At 44.8% G+C, this 16,376-nt stretch carries 18 protein-coding genes and 1 riboswitch; of the genes, 3 read left to right on the top strand and 15 right to left on the bottom strand.

Features of this window, described 5'->3' with window-relative positions; translation table 11 throughout:
- Positions 1–3: 3 nt before the first annotated feature.
- The 3 genes from C1T21_RS17510 to pdhA form a co-directional block, all read right to left on the bottom strand.
- Positions 4–1,617: a 2-oxo acid dehydrogenase subunit E2 gene (locus C1T21_RS17510; RefSeq protein WP_103049147.1), complete on the bottom strand. Its 1,614-nt coding sequence runs from the start codon at positions 1,615–1,617 to the stop codon at positions 4–6.
- Positions 1,618–1,651: 34 nt separating this feature from the next.
- Complete coding sequence (locus C1T21_RS17505) at positions 1,652–2,632, bottom strand: alpha-ketoacid dehydrogenase subunit beta (protein ID WP_039271308.1); 981 nt, start codon at positions 2,630–2,632, stop codon at positions 1,652–1,654.
- 100 nt (positions 2,633–2,732) lie between these two features.
- Complete coding sequence (gene pdhA, locus C1T21_RS17500; RefSeq protein ID WP_013310511.1) at positions 2,733–3,800, bottom strand: pyruvate dehydrogenase (acetyl-transferring) E1 component subunit alpha; 1,068 nt, start codon at positions 3,798–3,800, stop codon at positions 2,733–2,735.
- A gap of 255 nt (positions 3,801–4,055) precedes the next feature.
- Between pdhA and C1T21_RS17495 the strand changes: the two genes are divergently transcribed.
- On the top strand, positions 4,056–4,790 hold the full coding sequence (locus tag C1T21_RS17495) for an alpha/beta hydrolase (protein WP_103049146.1): 735 nt from the start codon (positions 4,056–4,058) through the stop codon (positions 4,788–4,790).
- A gap of 143 nt (positions 4,791–4,933) precedes the next feature.
- On the opposite strand, the gene C1T21_RS17490 is transcribed toward C1T21_RS17495, so the two are convergent.
- Positions 4,934–5,398, bottom strand: coding sequence for a low molecular weight protein-tyrosine-phosphatase (locus C1T21_RS17490; RefSeq protein ID WP_029517442.1), 465 nt, complete (start codon positions 5,396–5,398; stop codon positions 4,934–4,936).
- A gap of 149 nt (positions 5,399–5,547) precedes the next feature.
- On the opposite strand from C1T21_RS17490, the gene C1T21_RS17485 reads away from it, so the two are divergent.
- Together C1T21_RS17485 and C1T21_RS17480 are read left to right on the top strand one after the other, a co-directional pair.
- Positions 5,548–6,189, top strand: coding sequence for a thiamine diphosphokinase (locus C1T21_RS17485; RefSeq protein WP_103049145.1), 642 nt, complete (start codon positions 5,548–5,550; stop codon positions 6,187–6,189).
- 279 nt (positions 6,190–6,468) lie between these two features.
- Positions 6,469–6,966: a C40 family peptidase gene (locus tag C1T21_RS17480; protein ID WP_025724146.1), complete on the top strand. Its 498-nt coding sequence runs from the start codon at positions 6,469–6,471 to the stop codon at positions 6,964–6,966.
- 66 nt (positions 6,967–7,032) lie between these two features.
- On the opposite strand, the gene C1T21_RS17475 is transcribed toward C1T21_RS17480, so the two are convergent.
- From C1T21_RS17475 to C1T21_RS17420, 11 genes are all read right to left on the bottom strand, one after another.
- Entirely contained in the window at positions 7,033–7,725 is a 693-nt protein-coding gene (locus C1T21_RS17475; RefSeq protein WP_103049144.1) for a response regulator transcription factor, read from the bottom strand.
- A gap of 141 nt (positions 7,726–7,866) precedes the next feature.
- Complete coding sequence (locus tag C1T21_RS17470) at positions 7,867–8,928, bottom strand: ThiF family adenylyltransferase (protein ID WP_103049143.1); 1,062 nt, start codon at positions 8,926–8,928, stop codon at positions 7,867–7,869.
- The gene (locus C1T21_RS17465) at positions 8,925–9,692 is read right to left on the bottom strand and encodes a thiazole synthase (protein ID WP_025724142.1); all 768 of its coding nucleotides are present in this window, start codon (positions 9,690–9,692) and stop codon (positions 8,925–8,927) included. The genes C1T21_RS17470 and C1T21_RS17465 overlap by 4 nt, the downstream gene beginning before the upstream one ends.
- Positions 9,693–9,694: 2 nt before the next feature.
- Entirely contained in the window at positions 9,695–9,898 is a 204-nt protein-coding gene (thiS, locus tag C1T21_RS17460) for a sulfur carrier protein ThiS (RefSeq protein WP_103049142.1), read from the bottom strand.
- Complete coding sequence (gene thiO / locus C1T21_RS17455; RefSeq protein WP_103049141.1) at positions 9,895–11,043, bottom strand: glycine oxidase ThiO; 1,149 nt, start codon at positions 11,041–11,043, stop codon at positions 9,895–9,897. The genes thiS and thiO overlap by 4 nt, the downstream gene beginning before the upstream one ends.
- A 64-nt stretch (positions 11,044–11,107) precedes the next feature.
- Positions 11,108–11,701 (bottom strand): thiamine phosphate synthase, encoded by a 594-nt coding sequence (locus C1T21_RS17450; protein ID WP_103049140.1) that lies wholly within the window; start codon positions 11,699–11,701, stop codon positions 11,108–11,110.
- A gap of 264 nt (positions 11,702–11,965) precedes the next feature.
- Positions 11,966–12,074: riboswitch (TPP riboswitch) on the bottom strand.
- 93 nt (positions 12,075–12,167) lie between these two features.
- Positions 12,168–13,721: an ABC-F family ATP-binding cassette domain-containing protein gene (locus C1T21_RS17445; RefSeq protein ID WP_023988981.1), complete on the bottom strand. Its 1,554-nt coding sequence runs from the start codon at positions 13,719–13,721 to the stop codon at positions 12,168–12,170.
- A 184-nt stretch (positions 13,722–13,905) separates the two neighbouring features.
- Positions 13,906–14,895, bottom strand: a complete 990-nt coding sequence (locus C1T21_RS17435; protein ID WP_103049139.1) for a hypothetical protein — start codon at positions 14,893–14,895, stop codon at positions 13,906–13,908.
- Entirely contained in the window at positions 14,882–15,436 is a 555-nt protein-coding gene (locus C1T21_RS17430) for a hypothetical protein (RefSeq protein WP_103049138.1), read from the bottom strand. The genes C1T21_RS17435 and C1T21_RS17430 overlap by 14 nt, the downstream gene beginning before the upstream one ends.
- Before the next feature lies 1 nt (position 15,437).
- Complete coding sequence (locus tag C1T21_RS17425) at positions 15,438–15,833, bottom strand: hypothetical protein (RefSeq protein ID WP_103049137.1); 396 nt, start codon at positions 15,831–15,833, stop codon at positions 15,438–15,440.
- Positions 15,834–15,873: 40 nt separating this feature from the next.
- Entirely contained in the window at positions 15,874–16,353 is a 480-nt protein-coding gene (locus C1T21_RS17420; protein WP_023988985.1) for a hypothetical protein, read from the bottom strand.
- Positions 16,354–16,376: the final 23 nt, after the last annotated feature.

The raw sequence follows: 16,376 nt of genomic DNA, 5'->3' as shown, positions 1-16,376 counted from the left end.
TGATTACACCTCCATAACAAGCAACTCAGGGTTAGCGAGCAGCTGTTTGATATAGTTCATGAAGTTTTGAGCAGTTGCACCATCAATAATACGGTGGTCAAAGCTCAGGGAAAGAGCCATTACTGGAGCGGCAACAATTTCACCGTTTTTCACGACTGCTTTTTCACTAATGCGGCCAGTACCCAAAATCGCAACTTCAGGGAAGTTAATGATTGGAGTAAAGAACATACCGCCTGCAGAACCGATGTTAGTGATGGAAATTGTGCTTCCTCTCATTTCGTTCGCAGCCAATTTTCCATCACGACCGCGCACAGCCAGATCACGAATGGAATCAGCAATCATCCAGATACTCTTACGATCAGCATCTTTGATAACAGGAACGATCAAGCCGTTGTCTGTATCTGTAGCGATACCGATGTTGTAGTATTTTTTGTAGACAATTTCGTTTGCTTCTTCGTCGATTGTGGCATTCAGAGCCGGGAATTGACGGGAAGCAGCAACCAAAGCTTTTACGATGAATGGCAGGTATGTTACTTTTGTGCCTTTCTTCTCAGCAATTGGTTTGATACGAGTACGGAAAGCAACCAATTCAGTTACATCTACTTCATCCATAATCGTAACGTGCGGAGCCGTATAAGCCGATTTAACCATAGCATTGGAAATAGCTTTGCGGATACCTTTAAATGGTACGCGCTCTTCCTCAGCACGTGGATCTGCTGCTGGCGCAGATGGTGCTGCAGCTTTCGCTTCTTTCTTAGCAGGCTCTTGTGCTTTTGCAGCTTCTTTCGCTACTGGTGCAGCCGCTTGACCTCCACCATTTTTGAAAGCTTCTACATCTTCTTTGGTGATTTTACCATTTTTGCCGGAGCCACTCACTTGAGCGATGTTTACACCTTGCTCACGAGCAAATTTGCGGACGCTAGGTGTAGCCAGTACGTCTTTGTTAGAAGCAGCTGGAGTTGCAGCTGGTTTAGTGTTAGCTCCGCCTTGTGCAGCATCCTGTTCTTGTTTAGCAGCAGCTGGTGCTTCTTCTTGTTCAGGAAGTTCACCCTCTGCAGCGATTACAGCTACGACTTGACCTACGTTAAAGATGTCGCCGTCTTTGGCAAATACTTCTTGTACTGTACCATTGACCGGACAAGGAACTTCAACTACAGCCTTATCGTTTTGTACTTCCATGATGATATCTTCATCTGTTACTTTGTCGCCGGGCTTGATGTGCATCTTGATGATTTCGCCTTCGTGAAGACCTTCACCCAGCTCTGGGAATTTATATTCAAATCTAGCTGCACCTGCAGCTCCGCTTTGTGCAGCAGCACTTGGCTCAGGGCTAGCAGCTGGTGCTTCTGGTGCATCTTCTTGTTCAGGAAGTTCACCTTCTGCATCAATTACAGCTACGACTTGACCTACGTTAAAGATGTCGCCGTCTTTGGCAAATACTTCTTGTACTGTACCATTAACCGGACAAGGAACTTCAACTACAGCCTTATCGTTTTGTACTTCCATGATGATATCTTCATCTGTTACTTTGTCGCCGGGCTTGATGTGCATCTTGATGATTTCGCCTTCGTGAAGACCTTCACCTAGCTCCGGGAATTTATATTCAAATTTAGCCACGTTTAAAACCTCCCAAATTTACGGTGTGCTTTAATTAAAATTCCAATACTTTATTAACCGCATCAATGATACGTGTTGGCGTTGGCAACCAAGTATCTTCAATTTGAGCAAAAGGATAAACGGTATCCGGGCCTGCTACACGCAGAACAGGTGCTTCCAGATGCAGGATTGCTTTTTCGTTAATTTGTGCAATAACTTCAGCAGCTACACCGGAGCTCTTTTGCGCTTCTTGAACAACGATAGCACGATTGGTTTTTTGAATAGAAGCAACAACGGTATCAATGTCAATCGGGCTAATGGTACGCAAATCAATGATTTCCACTTTGATACCTTTTGTTTTTTCCAGTTCATCAGCAGCTTTAACCGAAGTGTGCACCATCATACCGTAAGTAATGATCGTCACGTCGGAACCTTCACGAACTACGTTAGCTTTGCCCAGTTCAACTGTGTAATCATTCTCAGGAACTTCAGCGCGGAATGCATGATACAGGTTCAAATGTTCCATGAAAAATACTGGATCGTTGTCGCGAATAGACGCAATCATAAGACCTTTTGCATCGTAAGGGTTGGAAGGAACAACAACCTTGATACCAGGTGTTTGAGCCAGAAGACCTTCCAAGGAATCTGTATGCAGCTCGGCTGCCTTAACACCGCCACCAAAAGGTGTACGGAATACGATTGGAGAATTGTAACGTCCACCGGAACGGTAACGCATACGGGATGCTTGAATTGCCATTTGATCGAGAGCTTCAAAGATAAAGCCTACGAACTGGATTTCAGCTACAGGGCGGAAGCCTTGAATACCCAGACCCACAGCAAGACCCCCGATTGCGGATTCCGCCAGCGGAGTATCGAATACACGTTCTTCGCCAAATTCTTTTTGCAGACCTTCTGTAGCGCGGAATACGCCACCTACATGACCTACATCTTCACCGAAAAGCAGGACGTTAGGGTCGCGTTTCAACTCTACGCGCAGTGCGTCACGAATCGCTTCTTTCATGTTCATTTGTGCCATTTGCTTCATTTCCTCCTTAAACATTGACAGATCAATTTCAGTTCAGGTCAATCGAAAAGCAGACCGGATCGGGTTAGCGCCCGGTCTCTTTCAAGTTCAATTATTTAAAATCAGCTTTTTGTTCTTCCAAGTGCTTAGGCGTTGTTTCGAACATGCTATCGATCAGGCCAGGAATTGTCATTTTTTCTGTTTTCTCGGCTTTTTTGATCTCTTCGTTCACTTTTGCCTTAGCTTCTTCTTTTACGCGAGCTGTATCTTCTTCAGTCCAAAGACCTTTTTTCTCAAGGTATTTCGCAAAGCGGGCAATTGGATCTTTCGCATTCCATTCGCCTTCTTCTTCTTTAGAACGATATTTTGTTGCATCATCAGAAAGGGAATGCGGACGGAAACGGTACGTTACGGCTTCAATCAATGTAGCACCTTCGCCATTACGTCCACGCTCTGCAGCTTCTTGAACGGCTTTAATAACTGCAAGCACGTCCATGCCGTCAATTTTCACGCCTTTAATACCAGCAGCTACTGCTTTATGAGCGATCGAAAGAGCAGCTGTTTGTTTAGAAAATGGAGTCGTGATCGCGTAACCATTGTTTTGCACAAAGAAAATAACTGGCAACTTGTATACACCAGCATAGTTCAGGCCTTCGTAGAAATCACCTTCGGAAGAACCGCCGTCACCTGTATATGTAATGGCGACTTGTTTTTGCTTTTTCAGTTTGTAACCCATAGCAATACCCATAGCATGCAAAATTTGCGCGCCAATGATGATTTGCGGCATCAGTACATTAACACCGTCCGGCACTTGGCCGCCGTGTTGATGACCACGGGAATACAAGAAAGCTTGGTATAATGGCAGGCCATGCCAAACGATTTGCGGAATATCGCGGTAGCCTGGAGCAATAAAGTCTTCTTTTTGGAGCGCATATTCGCTACCAATCATGGTTGCTTCTTGTCCGGATACCGGAGCGTAGAAACCGAGACGTCCTTGACGGCCTAAGTTAACGGCACGGTCATCCCAAGTACGTGTAAATACCATTCGATACATAATTTCTTTCAATTGATCATCTGTAAGTTTAGGCAACATATCTTTATTGATAATTTCACCATCCGGAGAAAGTACGGACAACGCCTCAACTTCCTCTGTGTAAACTTCATAAGGAACCTTGCTCATTTTCTTCACCTCAACAAAAAAATTTGAATATCAAGTTCCGCTGTTATAGGATTATTATACACCTGTTATATCGCTCGCGTCAAAGATTTAGTTATTTTTTTTGAGTTTGCCACATTTTTGTGTGTGTAACAGGGTATGTTTTTTACTATAACAGCTTAGTACATGATTGAAATTTTAAACATCTATTGCAATCAGGGTAATCTTAACTTATTGTGATCCCGAATGCAAAATAATACCCAAGAAAGGTGACGAAAAATGACGGATTCTCGGTATTTAAAACGAACCATCCTTAAAGACGAAGTAGACAGCCGCTTTCTTGGCGAGACCAGAACTCTCCGGATATATTTGCCGCCCGGCTATAATGAAATATTGAGCTACCCGGTCGTATACTGTCAGGACGGAGAAGAATTTTTCAATTTTGGCCGCATTGCAACTCACGCCAACCGCCTCATTCTAGATGAGGGCGTCGAACCCTTCATTATTGTAGGTGTGGAAGTGAATACCAAAATCAGAACTCAGGAGTACGCTCCCTTTGGCAATCGTTTTGAGGCGTATACCGCCTGTTTTGCAGAAGAGATTATTCCCTATGTGGAGCAAAAGTATCCTATAAGAAAAGATGCAGCGTCCCGCATTTTGGCGGGGGATTCACTGGGAGGCAGTGTGTCTCTGCATTTGGCTTTGATGTATCCTCAGCTGTTCAACCGCATTATCAGCCTCTCAGGTGCTTACTATGAAGCTTCGCAGGAAATCATCGCCCGTGAGAAAGATCTATCTCATTTGCGGGTGTGGATGACGGTTGGCCTTCAGGAAGATGCATTTGAGAGTGATACTGGCATTTACAACTTTGTAGAGCTTAACCGTCAATGTGCAGATTTGCTGCGCGAACGGAACGCTGAAGTTTCTTACCGTGAAAAGGATGGCAAACATTTGTGGGGCTTTTGGCAAAACGAGTTGCCTGACGCGCTAATATATTTTTTGGATCGCGCCTGAGTAAATATTCTTCCAGGTAACTAAGGGGAATGGAGCATTGACCTACTAGGTCATAAAGCTCCTTCCTCTTTTTCATAATTTGGTTACGCTTTCAAAAATGTATAACGAAAAACGGCAATTATTGCCGTCATCTGTCGTTCACATTATAGCTTTTCTTCTACGATCTTGTCCAGCAAGGCGTCGCACCCTGCGTCCATTAATCGATAGGTCTCTTCAAAATTCCCTGTAAAATATGGGTCGGGTACTTCTCTTAATTTTTCTTGAGGAAGCAAATCCATAAATTTTAGAATATCGGCCTCCGCTCCACCTGCAATCTTTCGCATGTTTCGTTCATTAGAGTCATCCATGCACACAATATAATCAAACGCGTCAAAATCACGGCCCGTTATTTGCCGCGCCTGTATGCCTTGTTCGCTGATTCCATGCAGTTTAAGTTGCTTTAGTGTTCCCTCATGCGGGGGATTTCCGATGTGCCAGTCGCCTGTCCCGGCCGAGTCCACCCCGATTTCTGCGCCCAATCCCCGTTCCTGCGCTTTATGTCTCAGTATTGCCTCCCCCATCGGAGAGCGGCAAATATTGCCCAAACACACAAACAAAACGTTAATCATTTCGTTCTCCTTCCTATTACACATTACACTTCCTTTTTTTCTGTTTCATTGTAGCCATGTCCTCCAAAATTGTGCAAGCCATATTTAACGCGGTATACTTAAAAACGATGATATATATAGGATCGTATCAGAAAGAAAGGATGTTGATTATGACAAAAAAACGAGCGATTGTATTTTCAGGCGGTCGTCTTAATGAAGAAGATTTACATCAAATACAACCCGATGATTTTATTATAGGTGCAGATAAAGGTGCTCTTTTCCTGATCGAGCACGGTATTACACCACATATCTCTGTAGGAGATTTTGATTCGATCACGCCAGAGGAAAAAGAAAAGGTAGAATCAGCAAGCCAACGTATGATTGCGTGCGATCCAGTACTTAAAGACTTAACAGATACTGAACTTGCTTTGGAAATCGCTATGGACGAACAGGCAGATCATGTACTGCTGCTTGGTGTGACTGGCACCCGGATGGACCACACCTTGGCTAATGTTCAAATATTGGTACGCGCAATGCAACATCATATTAGCTGCGCTATTATGGACGCACATAATTATATTGAGCTCACCGGATCAACGCTTGAGATCCAGCCTATGGGTTATACATATACATCGCTGCTTCCTATGACTGCCGAAGTAACAGGCATACAACTGGAAGGATTTATGTATCCGCTACATAATGCCACCCTCAAAATGGGACAATCACGTGCTGTCAGTAATAAGCTAACGGCTCCAAAAGGTACGATTTCCATCAAAAGCGGTCTACTACTCGTTATTCAAAGCAAGGATTAATTATGACATTGTTGTAACCATTGTATAAATTGTTTTTCACTCAAAACCCTTGATTAGCAAGGGTTTTTCCGTTTGTAGAGATCTATAAATCGATATACTTTTTACAAATTGTAATTTTTAATCGTTTTTTAATAATCGCTGTGTAAGTCTTGTCCCTCAAGCATTTGAGAGTTATTTTCCAACTATTAGGCGGCTTCAAAACTGTTATACTCAACGCTGTCAGTTAGTTAGCAACTCAGCAAAATATTGCACAAATCAATTTCTGGAGGTACTTACAACATGAATATGCAAAAAATCATAAAAAAGGTAATTATCGCAGGGGTCGCAGCCACTATCGGCTTTGGTACTTTTGCAATTGAGGGAACAAATACGGCACAGGCTGCCACTACTACTTCTGTTGGCCAAAAAGTAATTAACTACGGCGAAAAATATATGGGAACTCCCTATAAGTTTGGAGCTTCCACAAGCACGACGCGCAATTTTGACTGTTCTTCTTTCATGAAGCACATATTCAAGAAATACGGAGTGAATTTGCCGCGTACTTCCGTCCAACAGTCCAAAGTTGGACATGCCGTATCCAAGTCCAATTTGAAAAAAGGGGACTTAGTGTTCTTTTCAAGCGGTAGCCGTGCGACGGGTCGCAACATTACCCACGTAGCAGTCTATATGGGCGGGGGTAAAATTTTGCACACTTACGGCGGACCTGGCGTGACCATCTCCGATTTGAACTCTAGCAACTGGAAAAGAACATACATTAAAGCACGCCGCGTGCTGTAGTATGAAACTCATTTTGAAATATGCTAGCCGGGACGAAAAGTTCCGGCTTTTTTTATATACCTAATACTATTCTGGTACGGTTGGTGTTCTGAGTGAATAGCCAATACCTCGTTCTGTACGGATCATTTTAAACTTATACCCCTTATCTACTTTAACCCTCAAATGTCTGATATAGACGTCTACTACGTTCGTATCAACGATATAATCATGTTTCCAAACATCCTTCAGAATTTGCTGTCTGCTACAAACTTGGTTAAGATGTATCGCCAGATGAAGCAAAAGATCGAATTCTTTCGGAGTTAATTCCAGCTTTTGCCCCCCTCTGCTCACCATTCTGCTTGCATTATCTATATGTAAATCACCCGCCTCGATTGCCCTTTTCACATCACGTTCAATACCAAAAATCCGCAATAAATTAGCCACCCTAGCCTGAAAAACTCTAGGATAAAAGGGCAAAACTATCACATCATGTGCTCCTTGTTCAAAGCAGGAAACAATATGGTCCTCCTCATCTGATGAAGTCATTGCAAATAGCGGGACATGAGGATGGTATTGCTGCAATGTGCGAAGCAAACCATGTGAATCCGTCGGTTCATCTTCTATATTGAGCAGTAGCAAATCCACAGGATTATGGGCTACATAAGAGCTTGCATCTGTCGTATTGCTAACATGAACCACCTGATAACCTGCCTGTTCCAATGGATGAACAAATACGGGAGACGCTTCATTTACATCCACAAGTAAAATTAACGGGCTCATCTTTTCACCCACCTGGTTTGGACATAGCATTACATATTGGATACGAACAAGTTTGTTATAAGCCATTAAAGCATATTAATATTATTGTAACAAAAAAGCAGAAAATCATTCTCCAAAAGAATGGCTTTCTGCTTTCATGGTTTAACCCAAATAGCGATGATACAGACTTCTTGCTTTTGCCACGTCCTTAGTCCCATGAATCAACGCTCTGCCATCTGCAAAAACAACCAAACGATGCTCGCCTGTACTATAGGAAACCAAAAACGGATTCCGCTCTACTTTTCCTTCTCCCAAAGAAGCAAATCTATCTGCCGTTTCTGCAAGATTCAAATGTATCGGGTTTGCTGGTCTAATTTGAACGGTATCCCTACCGCACAAAACATCTGTCTTCTGCCGATGAGAGGCCGACAAATAGGGATACGTCGGTTGGCTGCCGCAAGAAGGACAGTTCTCCTTTTTAACGCTATCTACTGCTATCGCTACATACTCATTTTTCCACAAATCAAACGAAAGCAGCTTTCCTCTCAAATCTTCTGGATATCCACCAAGAAGTTTGAAAGCTTCCGTAGTTTGGTTAGCCGTGACCATCTGTACGGCCTGCGGAATAATCCCGGCGGTATCACAGGTTTCCCCACCAAACGGTACAGTTCCCAGCAGACAGTGAAGACAAGGCGTTTGACCCGGTAAAATGGTATAGGTTACACCATAGCTGCCCACACATCCCCCATAAATCCAAGGTATCCGATGCTTGAGTGCCATGTCGTTCATAAGAAGTCGGGTATCGAAATTATCGGTTGCATCCATCATGAGATCTACCCCCTGGATCAACTCTTCCAGCTCTTCCACCCTAACATCCAGTACATGTGCATGTATAACCGTTTCCGAATTAATATCCTTTAATCTTCGCTGAGCAGCTACTGCTTTGGGACATCTTTGCGCAGCATCACGTTCCTGAAAAAGCTGCTGGCGCTGCAAATTGCTCCATTCCACATAATCCCGGTCTACGAGGCTCACTGTACCTACACCCCCGCGAACGAGCGTTTCCGCAATACCTGTACCTAACGCTCCGGCACCTATGATTAGTACGTGGGAAGAAGCAAGCCGGCGTTGTCCTGTCGGTCCAAAGGGCGCGAATCTTTCCTGTCTGGAATAACGGTCACTTGGATGTGTTCCTCCTGCACCAGATTTGTCAGTTACCTTCATGCCTGAACCATGCCTTCTGTCGGACTGCTTGCTGAAGCATAACGTTTTACAGGAATCATCCCCGCCTCAAAACCATATCTTCCAGCACGAACAGCCAGTTTCATGGCCTCAGCCATTTTTACTGGGTCCTTCGCTCCTGATACGGCTGTGTTCAACAAAACAGCATCTGCCCCCAACTGCATCGCCATTGCCGCGTCACCGGGTGAGCGAATACCCGCATCGACAATAACCGGAACCTCCGCTTGTTCAATAATTAGCTCTAATGAGAACGGATTGAGCAAACCATGTCCTGTACCAATCGGCGAAGCTCCAGGCATAACGGCGTGTACTCCAAGCTCTTGTAACCTCTTCGCAAGAATCACATCGTCCGATATGTAGGGCAGCACGATAAAGCCTTCTTCTAACAGCTTTTCACTAGCTTTCAACGTTTCAAAAGGGTCAGGTAGCAGTGTCTTGCTATCCCCAATGACTTCCACCTTTATCATATCGCACAGGCCGGAGGCTTTTGCCAATTGGGCAATACGAATCGCCTCCTCTGCTGTTGTAGCCCCTGCTGTGTTGGGAAGAAGTGTATACCGGCTCAAATCCAGCATATCGAGAAAATGCTGCTTATCCCGTTCCTCCAAGTTCAATCTCCGTACAGCAAACGTCAATATTTCCGTCTCAGCAGCCTCTACGGCTTGGGATTGGATATCCAGATCAGAGAATTTTCCTGTTCCCAACAACAACCTCGAGGTAAAAGATGCTTTTCCAATGGTTAACATAATCAACCGCCTCCCACAAAATGTACAATTTCTAGGCAATCTCCATCTTTTAGTACTGCTTCATCATGATCTTCACGGGTCAATATATGCCGATTCAGCTCCACCACTACGGTTTTCACCTTTACATCAAGCTCATGTAGCAATTGATTCACATGAGTGATCCGATTAGAAAAGGCCATGCTCTGGCCGTTAATCGTCAGCTTCATAAGCTTTCCTCCTTGAGGAGCTCAGAAGAAAATCTACTTATCCCAAGTTCAGCCGCACCAGCCCCATTAAGCATAGCTGCCATCGCACGCCCGGTAGCATCACTCAGCAGGACACCGTTGCGATAATGCCCGACTGCAGCATATACGCCCTCGACCCCAGGAACAGCGCCTATAAAAGGGTGACCTGATGCAGCCTGTGGACGTAAGCCCGCCCAAGTGCGTATAAAAGAAGCTTCACGGACGCGCGGCAGCCAGGCAGAGGCACGTGCCAGCAACCCCTCCAAGCCTCCTACGGTCACTTCTTCGTCATATTGATGCGGAAGGCTCGTTGCCCCAATCCAAAGCTCGTTATTCTGTTTAGGCACGAGGTAAATATCATCAGCATAAATGGTGTATTCTAACGGGCGATCTTTCAAGGAGACCGCTACCGCTTCGCCCTTGACCGGATAAAGTGGATATTCAAACCCAACCTGCGCTAGCAATTTCATGCTATCCAAGCCTCCAGCAATAATGACCTGATCGCAGGAAAAAAAGCCACTATCTGTTCGAACACCGCAAACTCGACCATCCTGTATGACCAGTTGCTCTGCCTGTGTACCAGACCATACCGTTGCTCCCAGCACCGCAGCAGCACCTGCATAAGCACGGCAAAGCTGGACAGGAGCCACTTGTGTCTCCTTTGAGCGATATATTGCCCCGATCGCTTGTTCATCCAAACCTGGAATTCGTCGGGCCAATTCCCTCGCATCCCACCAGATAGGACAATCATCCTCTCGCGTTTTAGCAGCTTTCCAACGTTTTTGGCCCTCAGTTTCCGTACGGAAAGGGGTCACAAATCCTTCTGTACGGAATTCCACCGAAATACCCGACAAACGCTCCAGATCACAGACAAGCTCAGGGAATGCATCTCGACTTCTGCGAGCAAATCGTGCCAGCTCAGAGTCGGTGAACTCTTCACTTTCCGCTGCCAGCATTCCAACCGCTGCTCCTGAGGCTCCCTCACCCGGGATCAATCGTTCCAGCATGATCGTACTTCTTCCCTCCTTGGCCACATGATAAGCAATGGAACTGCCGATAACACCTCCACCTATGACCAAGCATTCAGCATGTCCTATCGCTCTTGCCTCTGTGTGTATCTTTAGCATTTGTTCCGTATCTCCTCTCCATAAACCATTCTGCTTTTAGCTTGCCTCTACTCTCGTTTTCTCGCTACAGGCTGTGAACTACAAGATCTGCCATTCGCCTATATTCCATCGCAGCTGCAACGGGCGACTCAGCCTCCCATATACCAGACATCACCGCAATTCCGCTTGCTCCGGCCCTATAAAGCTCCGGGATATGGTGCGGTTGTATGCCGCCCAGCGCAATCACCGGAATGTTCGACAGCCTGCAAATATGTTCAAGCTGAGCTAAACCCCGTGGTACAATACCGGGCTTACAATGGGTCTCATATACGTGACCATAAAGTACATAGTCCGCACCTGCCCGCTCGGCATTCTGCGCCTCCTCCAAGGAATGCACAGACACTCCACAGCGTGTACCCTTTGAAAGTAGGCTTTTCACATCCACAACAGGTAATCCATTAGCTGGTAGCTGGACGGCTCCAACCAAAGTAAGTAAAGCTACATCCACACGATCATTTACTACAATTTGTTGCAAAGGAACTTCCTGCTCCACCATGCTGCGAGTCAAAGAAAGCAATGCAGAGGCACCATTATGTTTTAAACGTGCGTGTACATAATGAACATACGGACAAATCACAGCAGCCACTTGGGCTGCTTGTGCAAAAGTGCCCTTTTCCATCGAAATTGCGTGTAATTCGATTTTGTCTTCACCTCACATTGGATTAAAGGATCTAAGCTTACCAGCCACGTCTACCAGCAGTAATGAAAGGGGATTGTATGTGAATCCGTCTACGGAAGCTCGAACAACTTAAAGTGAACGAAACGCAAAAAAACCACTTCCCCAAGGAAGTGGTTTAACGAACGTCCAATAATCGAACGGACCATGATATCCGTATACGTGTATCGTCCCACGCACAAACAAAATAAAGATGGTGTTGCCTTGTTTGCACGGCGCTCACTTCCCTACGCTGGCATAACCCAGATCAGGTGCAAAGGGTCCGAAATCCATTTATTCCGTCTCAGCCGCATGGGCGACTCCCCTAGTGTGACTATTTTATTGTATAAGCTAAAGATAGCTTAGCATATTTTCCTAATTCTGCAAACCCCACTTCGTGTGAAATATGCAGAACTGGATTTAGTTGATTTTAGTTAACTTTACTTGACCACTCTTCCACATTCCACGTTTTGGTTACCCAATCCTCGTAAAAGTCCGGTTCGTGAGATACAAGCAATACGGTCCCTTTGTATTCCTTCAAGGCACGTTTCAGCTCATCCTTTGCTTTAACATCCAAGTGATTGGTAGGCTCATCGAACAGTACCCAGTTGCTTTCACGCATTAACAGTTTGCAAAGACGGACTTTAGCCTGTTCTCCACCACTGAGCGCAGATAGCGGACGCGTGATATGCTCATTCTTCAAACCGCAACGCGCCAAATGCGCCCGTACTTCATGTTGGTTCAAATGCGGGAATTCATTCCACACATCGTCAATCGGTGTAATTTTCTCCGCCTTTACTTCCTGCTCAAAATAAGCGGGTTGCAAAAAATCACCTTGATAGGTTTTTCCACTGATTGGCGGAATTTTTCCCAATATGGTTTTGAGCAATGTTGATTTACCGACACCGTTGTAGCCAACAATTGCAATCTTTTCGCCACGTTCAATCGTCATGGACATTTTAGGCAAAAGGGCATGCGTATAACCAATCTCAAAATCAATACCCTCAAATACCGTCTTTCCGCTTGCACGTGCTTCTTTGAATTGAAAGGTTGGTTTTGCGGCTTCTTCAGGCTTATCAATACGTTCAATCCGATCAAGCTGCTTTTCACGGCTCTTTGCTCGGCCTGATGTAGAGGCACGCGCTTTATTACGCTGAATAAAATCTTCCTGTTTCTTAATAAAATCCTGTTGCTTCTCATAAGCATCAATATGCTGAGCCTTGTTCAAATCTGCCATTTCAAGAAACTTTTCATAGTTAGCTGAATAACGAGTCATCTTGGCAAACTCAAGATGGTAAATAACATTAACGACCTGATTCATAAATTCAGTATCATGTGAAATAAGAATAAAAGCATAGGGATAATCCTTCAAATAGCGCGTAAGCCATTCAATATGCTCTACATCCAAATAGTTGGTAGGCTCATCCAACAGCAGGACATTCGGCTTTTCCAACAGCAACTTGGCAAGAAGCACTTTTGTTCGTTGCCCGCCGCTAAGTGCAGATACATCCCGATCCAGTCCTATGGCCGACAGACCTAGTCCATTCGCCATTTCTTCAACCTTCACATCAATGAGGTAAAAATCCCCCATATCCAGTTGCTCCTGAATTTCACCCATCTGTTCCAGCAACACTTCCAACTCTTCAGGAGAAGCATCCCCCATTTTGTCAGTAATCTGCATCATTTCCTTTTCCAATTCCAATAAAGGAAGAAAGGCGTCTTTCAATACATCACGTACCGTTTTGCCCGGTGTCAGCTTGGTGTGCTGATCCAGATAGCCGTAACGTACACGTGGAGTCCATTCCACTTTACCCTCATCCTTAAGCAATTTTCCAGTCAGAATGTTCATGAGTGTCGATTTACCAACACCGTTAGCTCCTACCAAACCTACACGTTCCCCCGCAAGTAATCGAAAGGAAACATTTTTAAATAATGCGCGGTCCCCAAAGTTGTGGGATACATTTTCTACAGTCAATAAACTCATAAGCTGTTTTTGGCTCCTTATTGTCATCGGCGTTGCCGACTGTTCTTATTTCATATGCATTTCGTTTCTTTCAAAGCTTTATTGTAGCACATTCTGCAACCATATCGGAATATTGAAAACAGTGAATTTTAAGGTTTTTTGGTATGGATCTGCCTAAAAAAACAAAAACCACCCATGAGGGTGATTATTTTAAGCCGTTATAACATTTGTACTCAAAGTATCCCGCAGCTGCTGCAGACTTCTCATCCGTAAAACGTTCACTAGCTTTAAAGGGAGCTGGACATGAATCTCTATAAAAATATTTCATTCCAGTATCTAGTTCTATGCCACCGATAATGTCTTGCTTTCTGACGACTCTCCCACCACCAAATCCATAGTTATTGTAATACCTGTCTCCGACCGGAATGCCTTGGATAAACGCGATCAGACCCACATCATCTACCGTGTTGTACCACTCCTCTTGCGGAATGATCGGTAGTGTGAATGTATAGGATATGCCGTTACGTGCAGCTTTTTCGTTATGGACATTAATAATTCGTGCCAGGTCCTCTTGGACGCTGCCAACAATGGTGGAACGACGTATTTGCTCAAAAGTTTCTGAATTATTCAGTAAAGATATAGGAGTCTGATCCTGAAGTTCCTTTTGAAAGCCCTCCACCCACCTGTGATTCCGCGCATCGTATGCGTGCACATAATTATCCAAGGTGAACCCCACACTGTTGCCTACTGAATCAACATAGGCATATGGCTTTTTTTCGCTCCATTTGTGGCCAATAGCAGCTTGTCCATGCTCGTCTGTATAGGCTTCTGAAGTGAACGCATAATAACCGTCATAGTCCAGAATTACAATGGCTGGTATGTAATCCAATAATGCACGCTGTGCTACTATATCCTCATCAATGCCTACATTAAGAAAAAGGGTGTGCAGGAACGTGTTCAGCGCTGCTTCTTTATCTACACGAAAAAACTTATCCGATCCGTATCCGGCCTCGCGTTCCTGACGTTCATTCTGTGAGAGCACGACCCCTGCATCCTGAACTGCGGTACGAAGAGCCGACGTATATTTCATTTCTAGCTGCTGCACTTCATGCTGATTCTGCACCCGTAAGTCACTAACTACACCAAAGGGCAAGAACAAAAGTATAAATATGACTGCAAAATCAGTAATCTTCATTCAGAACCATGCCCCCGTAAGTAGCTGTAACTGCCGGCTTGCCGCTATTTGCCCCACCGAGAAGCCATGATTTGTACAAGTCCGCAGGAGTCCGATTCGTATTATGTAACCGGACCGTAAAATAATCCCCGGCCATCAAGGTATACCGACGTGTCTGATCTGATTTTGGCTGCTGATTGCCAGGAAACAGTACAGGCAAGATTTGCGGATTATAGTACCCATCATATACAGTTTCATAGTTGCCCAGAAAACTGTCTGGCTTCGCGGCATCTGCATAGTCCGGTACATACTTTTTGTGCATATGCTCCAAGTCAACTTCGTACGTATTGCCTGTCAGTTCCAGATCACGCATAAAATCGTTATACATCGTCGGTGTAATGTAACCTTTGGTTCTTACCATATCAACAAAACGTACAGTTGAATGATATGTATTTAACCCGGATATATCATCCTGCCGTTCAGCAGCTTGAGCTGCGGGTACGATGTACAAAAGCAATACAGCGAGCAGCGCCCCCAACAACTTGGATATTGTTTGAACCACTTCAGTCTTCCCCCAATTTCTCAAAACGTACAGATGTTATGTCCCCATTCCCATTACGCTGTGGGTACATGGAATATAAAGAGGAAGCATCCAGGGTAGATACATCATGCTCAAACGGTTCAGAATACACATCGTACTCTGTCCCGTCGACTTGAATCGAAATCCCCTCCTGTAAGTTCATGCGAATTGCCTGTATGACCTGAGTTCCTTTAATCCGTTCCGGCAATCCCACCCCAACAGTACGGGCTATTCGCCCTTCAGAATGCTCCTCTTGCTGTGATCTTAATTCCAGTGCACCATCCAGCTGGCTGGACAAGTCTGCTGCCGTTACACATGCGGTTATGAACAGAATAACTGACACACCAAGCAGCAGCATACTTGCAGCGTGATCAGACATACTCTCATCCCCCTTATGATTATTATCTTTGCTGTAGTGCTTAGGACTGGGTAAACAACAACCCACGGACAACGTTCGATTTGTCCTTGACGATTTCAGCCTTGAATTTGCCACTTGGATTTACGTATTCATTCTCTTTCTCATTAAGCGTATTCGTGATTTTCCCAGTCTTATCACTGCCACCATTCACAGCGCCATACTGTTCACTGTCTGGGCTAATGTTCAGAGCATTACCGTACCACTGGCCTGCCATATTTTTACCGGTTTTAATCTGAATGCCGAATTGGTCCTTCCCCTGAAACTTCCGTAGCGCATTGGTCACCTGGGAACCACTAATCGTTGTGCCGTCATATACCGTAAAAGAGGCTTGAGACAATTCGGTCTGGATATCAGCAAAATTGTTTTGTGCCGTTTTAGTCGCCTCCTGGGCGGAAATAAACAGTATAACTACAATCGTAATTAGAGCGATGGTCAAAAATATCCCCGCGGCTACCTTTAAAGCTGTTGATGCGTTATTCATTATTTTTCTCTCCTCAGCTTGTT

It is taken from the genome of Paenibacillus sp. F4 (assembly GCF_002894905.1).
Lineage (GTDB): Bacteria > Bacillota > Bacilli > Paenibacillales > Paenibacillaceae > Paenibacillus > Paenibacillus polymyxa_B.
The sequence above is the reverse complement of the archived record's forward strand: the minus strand, read 5'-3'. Positions and strand labels throughout refer to the sequence as shown.

Coding starts and splice junctions, on each gene's coding strand:
- C1T21_RS17435 (WP_103049139.1), bottom strand. CDS start 14,895: ATGAAGATTACTGATTTTGCAGTCATATTTATACTTTTGTTCTTGCCC.
- C1T21_RS17425 (WP_103049137.1), bottom strand. CDS start 15,833: ATGTCTGATCACGCTGCAAGTATGCTGCTGCTTGGTGTGTCAGTTATT.
- pdhA (WP_013310511.1), bottom strand. CDS start 3,800: ATGAGCAAGGTTCCTTATGAAGTTTACACAGAGGAAGTTGAGGCGTTG.
- C1T21_RS17420 (WP_023988985.1), bottom strand. CDS start 16,353: ATGAATAACGCATCAACAGCTTTAAAGGTAGCCGCGGGGATATTTTTG.
- C1T21_RS17495 (WP_103049146.1), top strand. CDS start 4,056: ATGACGGATTCTCGGTATTTAAAACGAACCATCCTTAAAGACGAAGTA.
- C1T21_RS17490 (WP_029517442.1), bottom strand. CDS start 5,398: ATGATTAACGTTTTGTTTGTGTGTTTGGGCAATATTTGCCGCTCTCCG.
- thiS (WP_103049142.1), bottom strand. CDS start 9,898: ATGAAGCTGACGATTAACGGCCAGAGCATGGCCTTTTCTAATCGGATC.
- C1T21_RS17470 (WP_103049143.1), bottom strand. CDS start 8,928: ATGAAGGTAACTGACAAATCTGGTGCAGGAGGAACACATCCAAGTGAC.
- C1T21_RS17465 (WP_025724142.1), bottom strand. CDS start 9,692: ATGTTAACCATTGGAAAAGCATCTTTTACCTCGAGGTTGTTGTTGGGA.
- C1T21_RS17485 (WP_103049145.1), top strand. CDS start 5,548: ATGACAAAAAAACGAGCGATTGTATTTTCAGGCGGTCGTCTTAATGAA.
- C1T21_RS17445 (WP_023988981.1), bottom strand. CDS start 13,721: ATGAGTTTATTGACTGTAGAAAATGTATCCCACAACTTTGGGGACCGC.
- C1T21_RS17450 (WP_103049140.1), bottom strand. CDS start 11,701: ATGGAAAAGGGCACTTTTGCACAAGCAGCCCAAGTGGCTGCTGTGATT.
- thiO (WP_103049141.1), bottom strand. CDS start 11,043: ATGCTAAAGATACACACAGAGGCAAGAGCGATAGGACATGCTGAATGC.
- C1T21_RS17505 (WP_039271308.1), bottom strand. CDS start 2,632: ATGGCACAAATGAACATGAAAGAAGCGATTCGTGACGCACTGCGCGTA.
- C1T21_RS17480 (WP_025724146.1), top strand. CDS start 6,469: ATGAATATGCAAAAAATCATAAAAAAGGTAATTATCGCAGGGGTCGCA.
- C1T21_RS17475 (WP_103049144.1), bottom strand. CDS start 7,725: ATGAGCCCGTTAATTTTACTTGTGGATGTAAATGAAGCGTCTCCCGTA.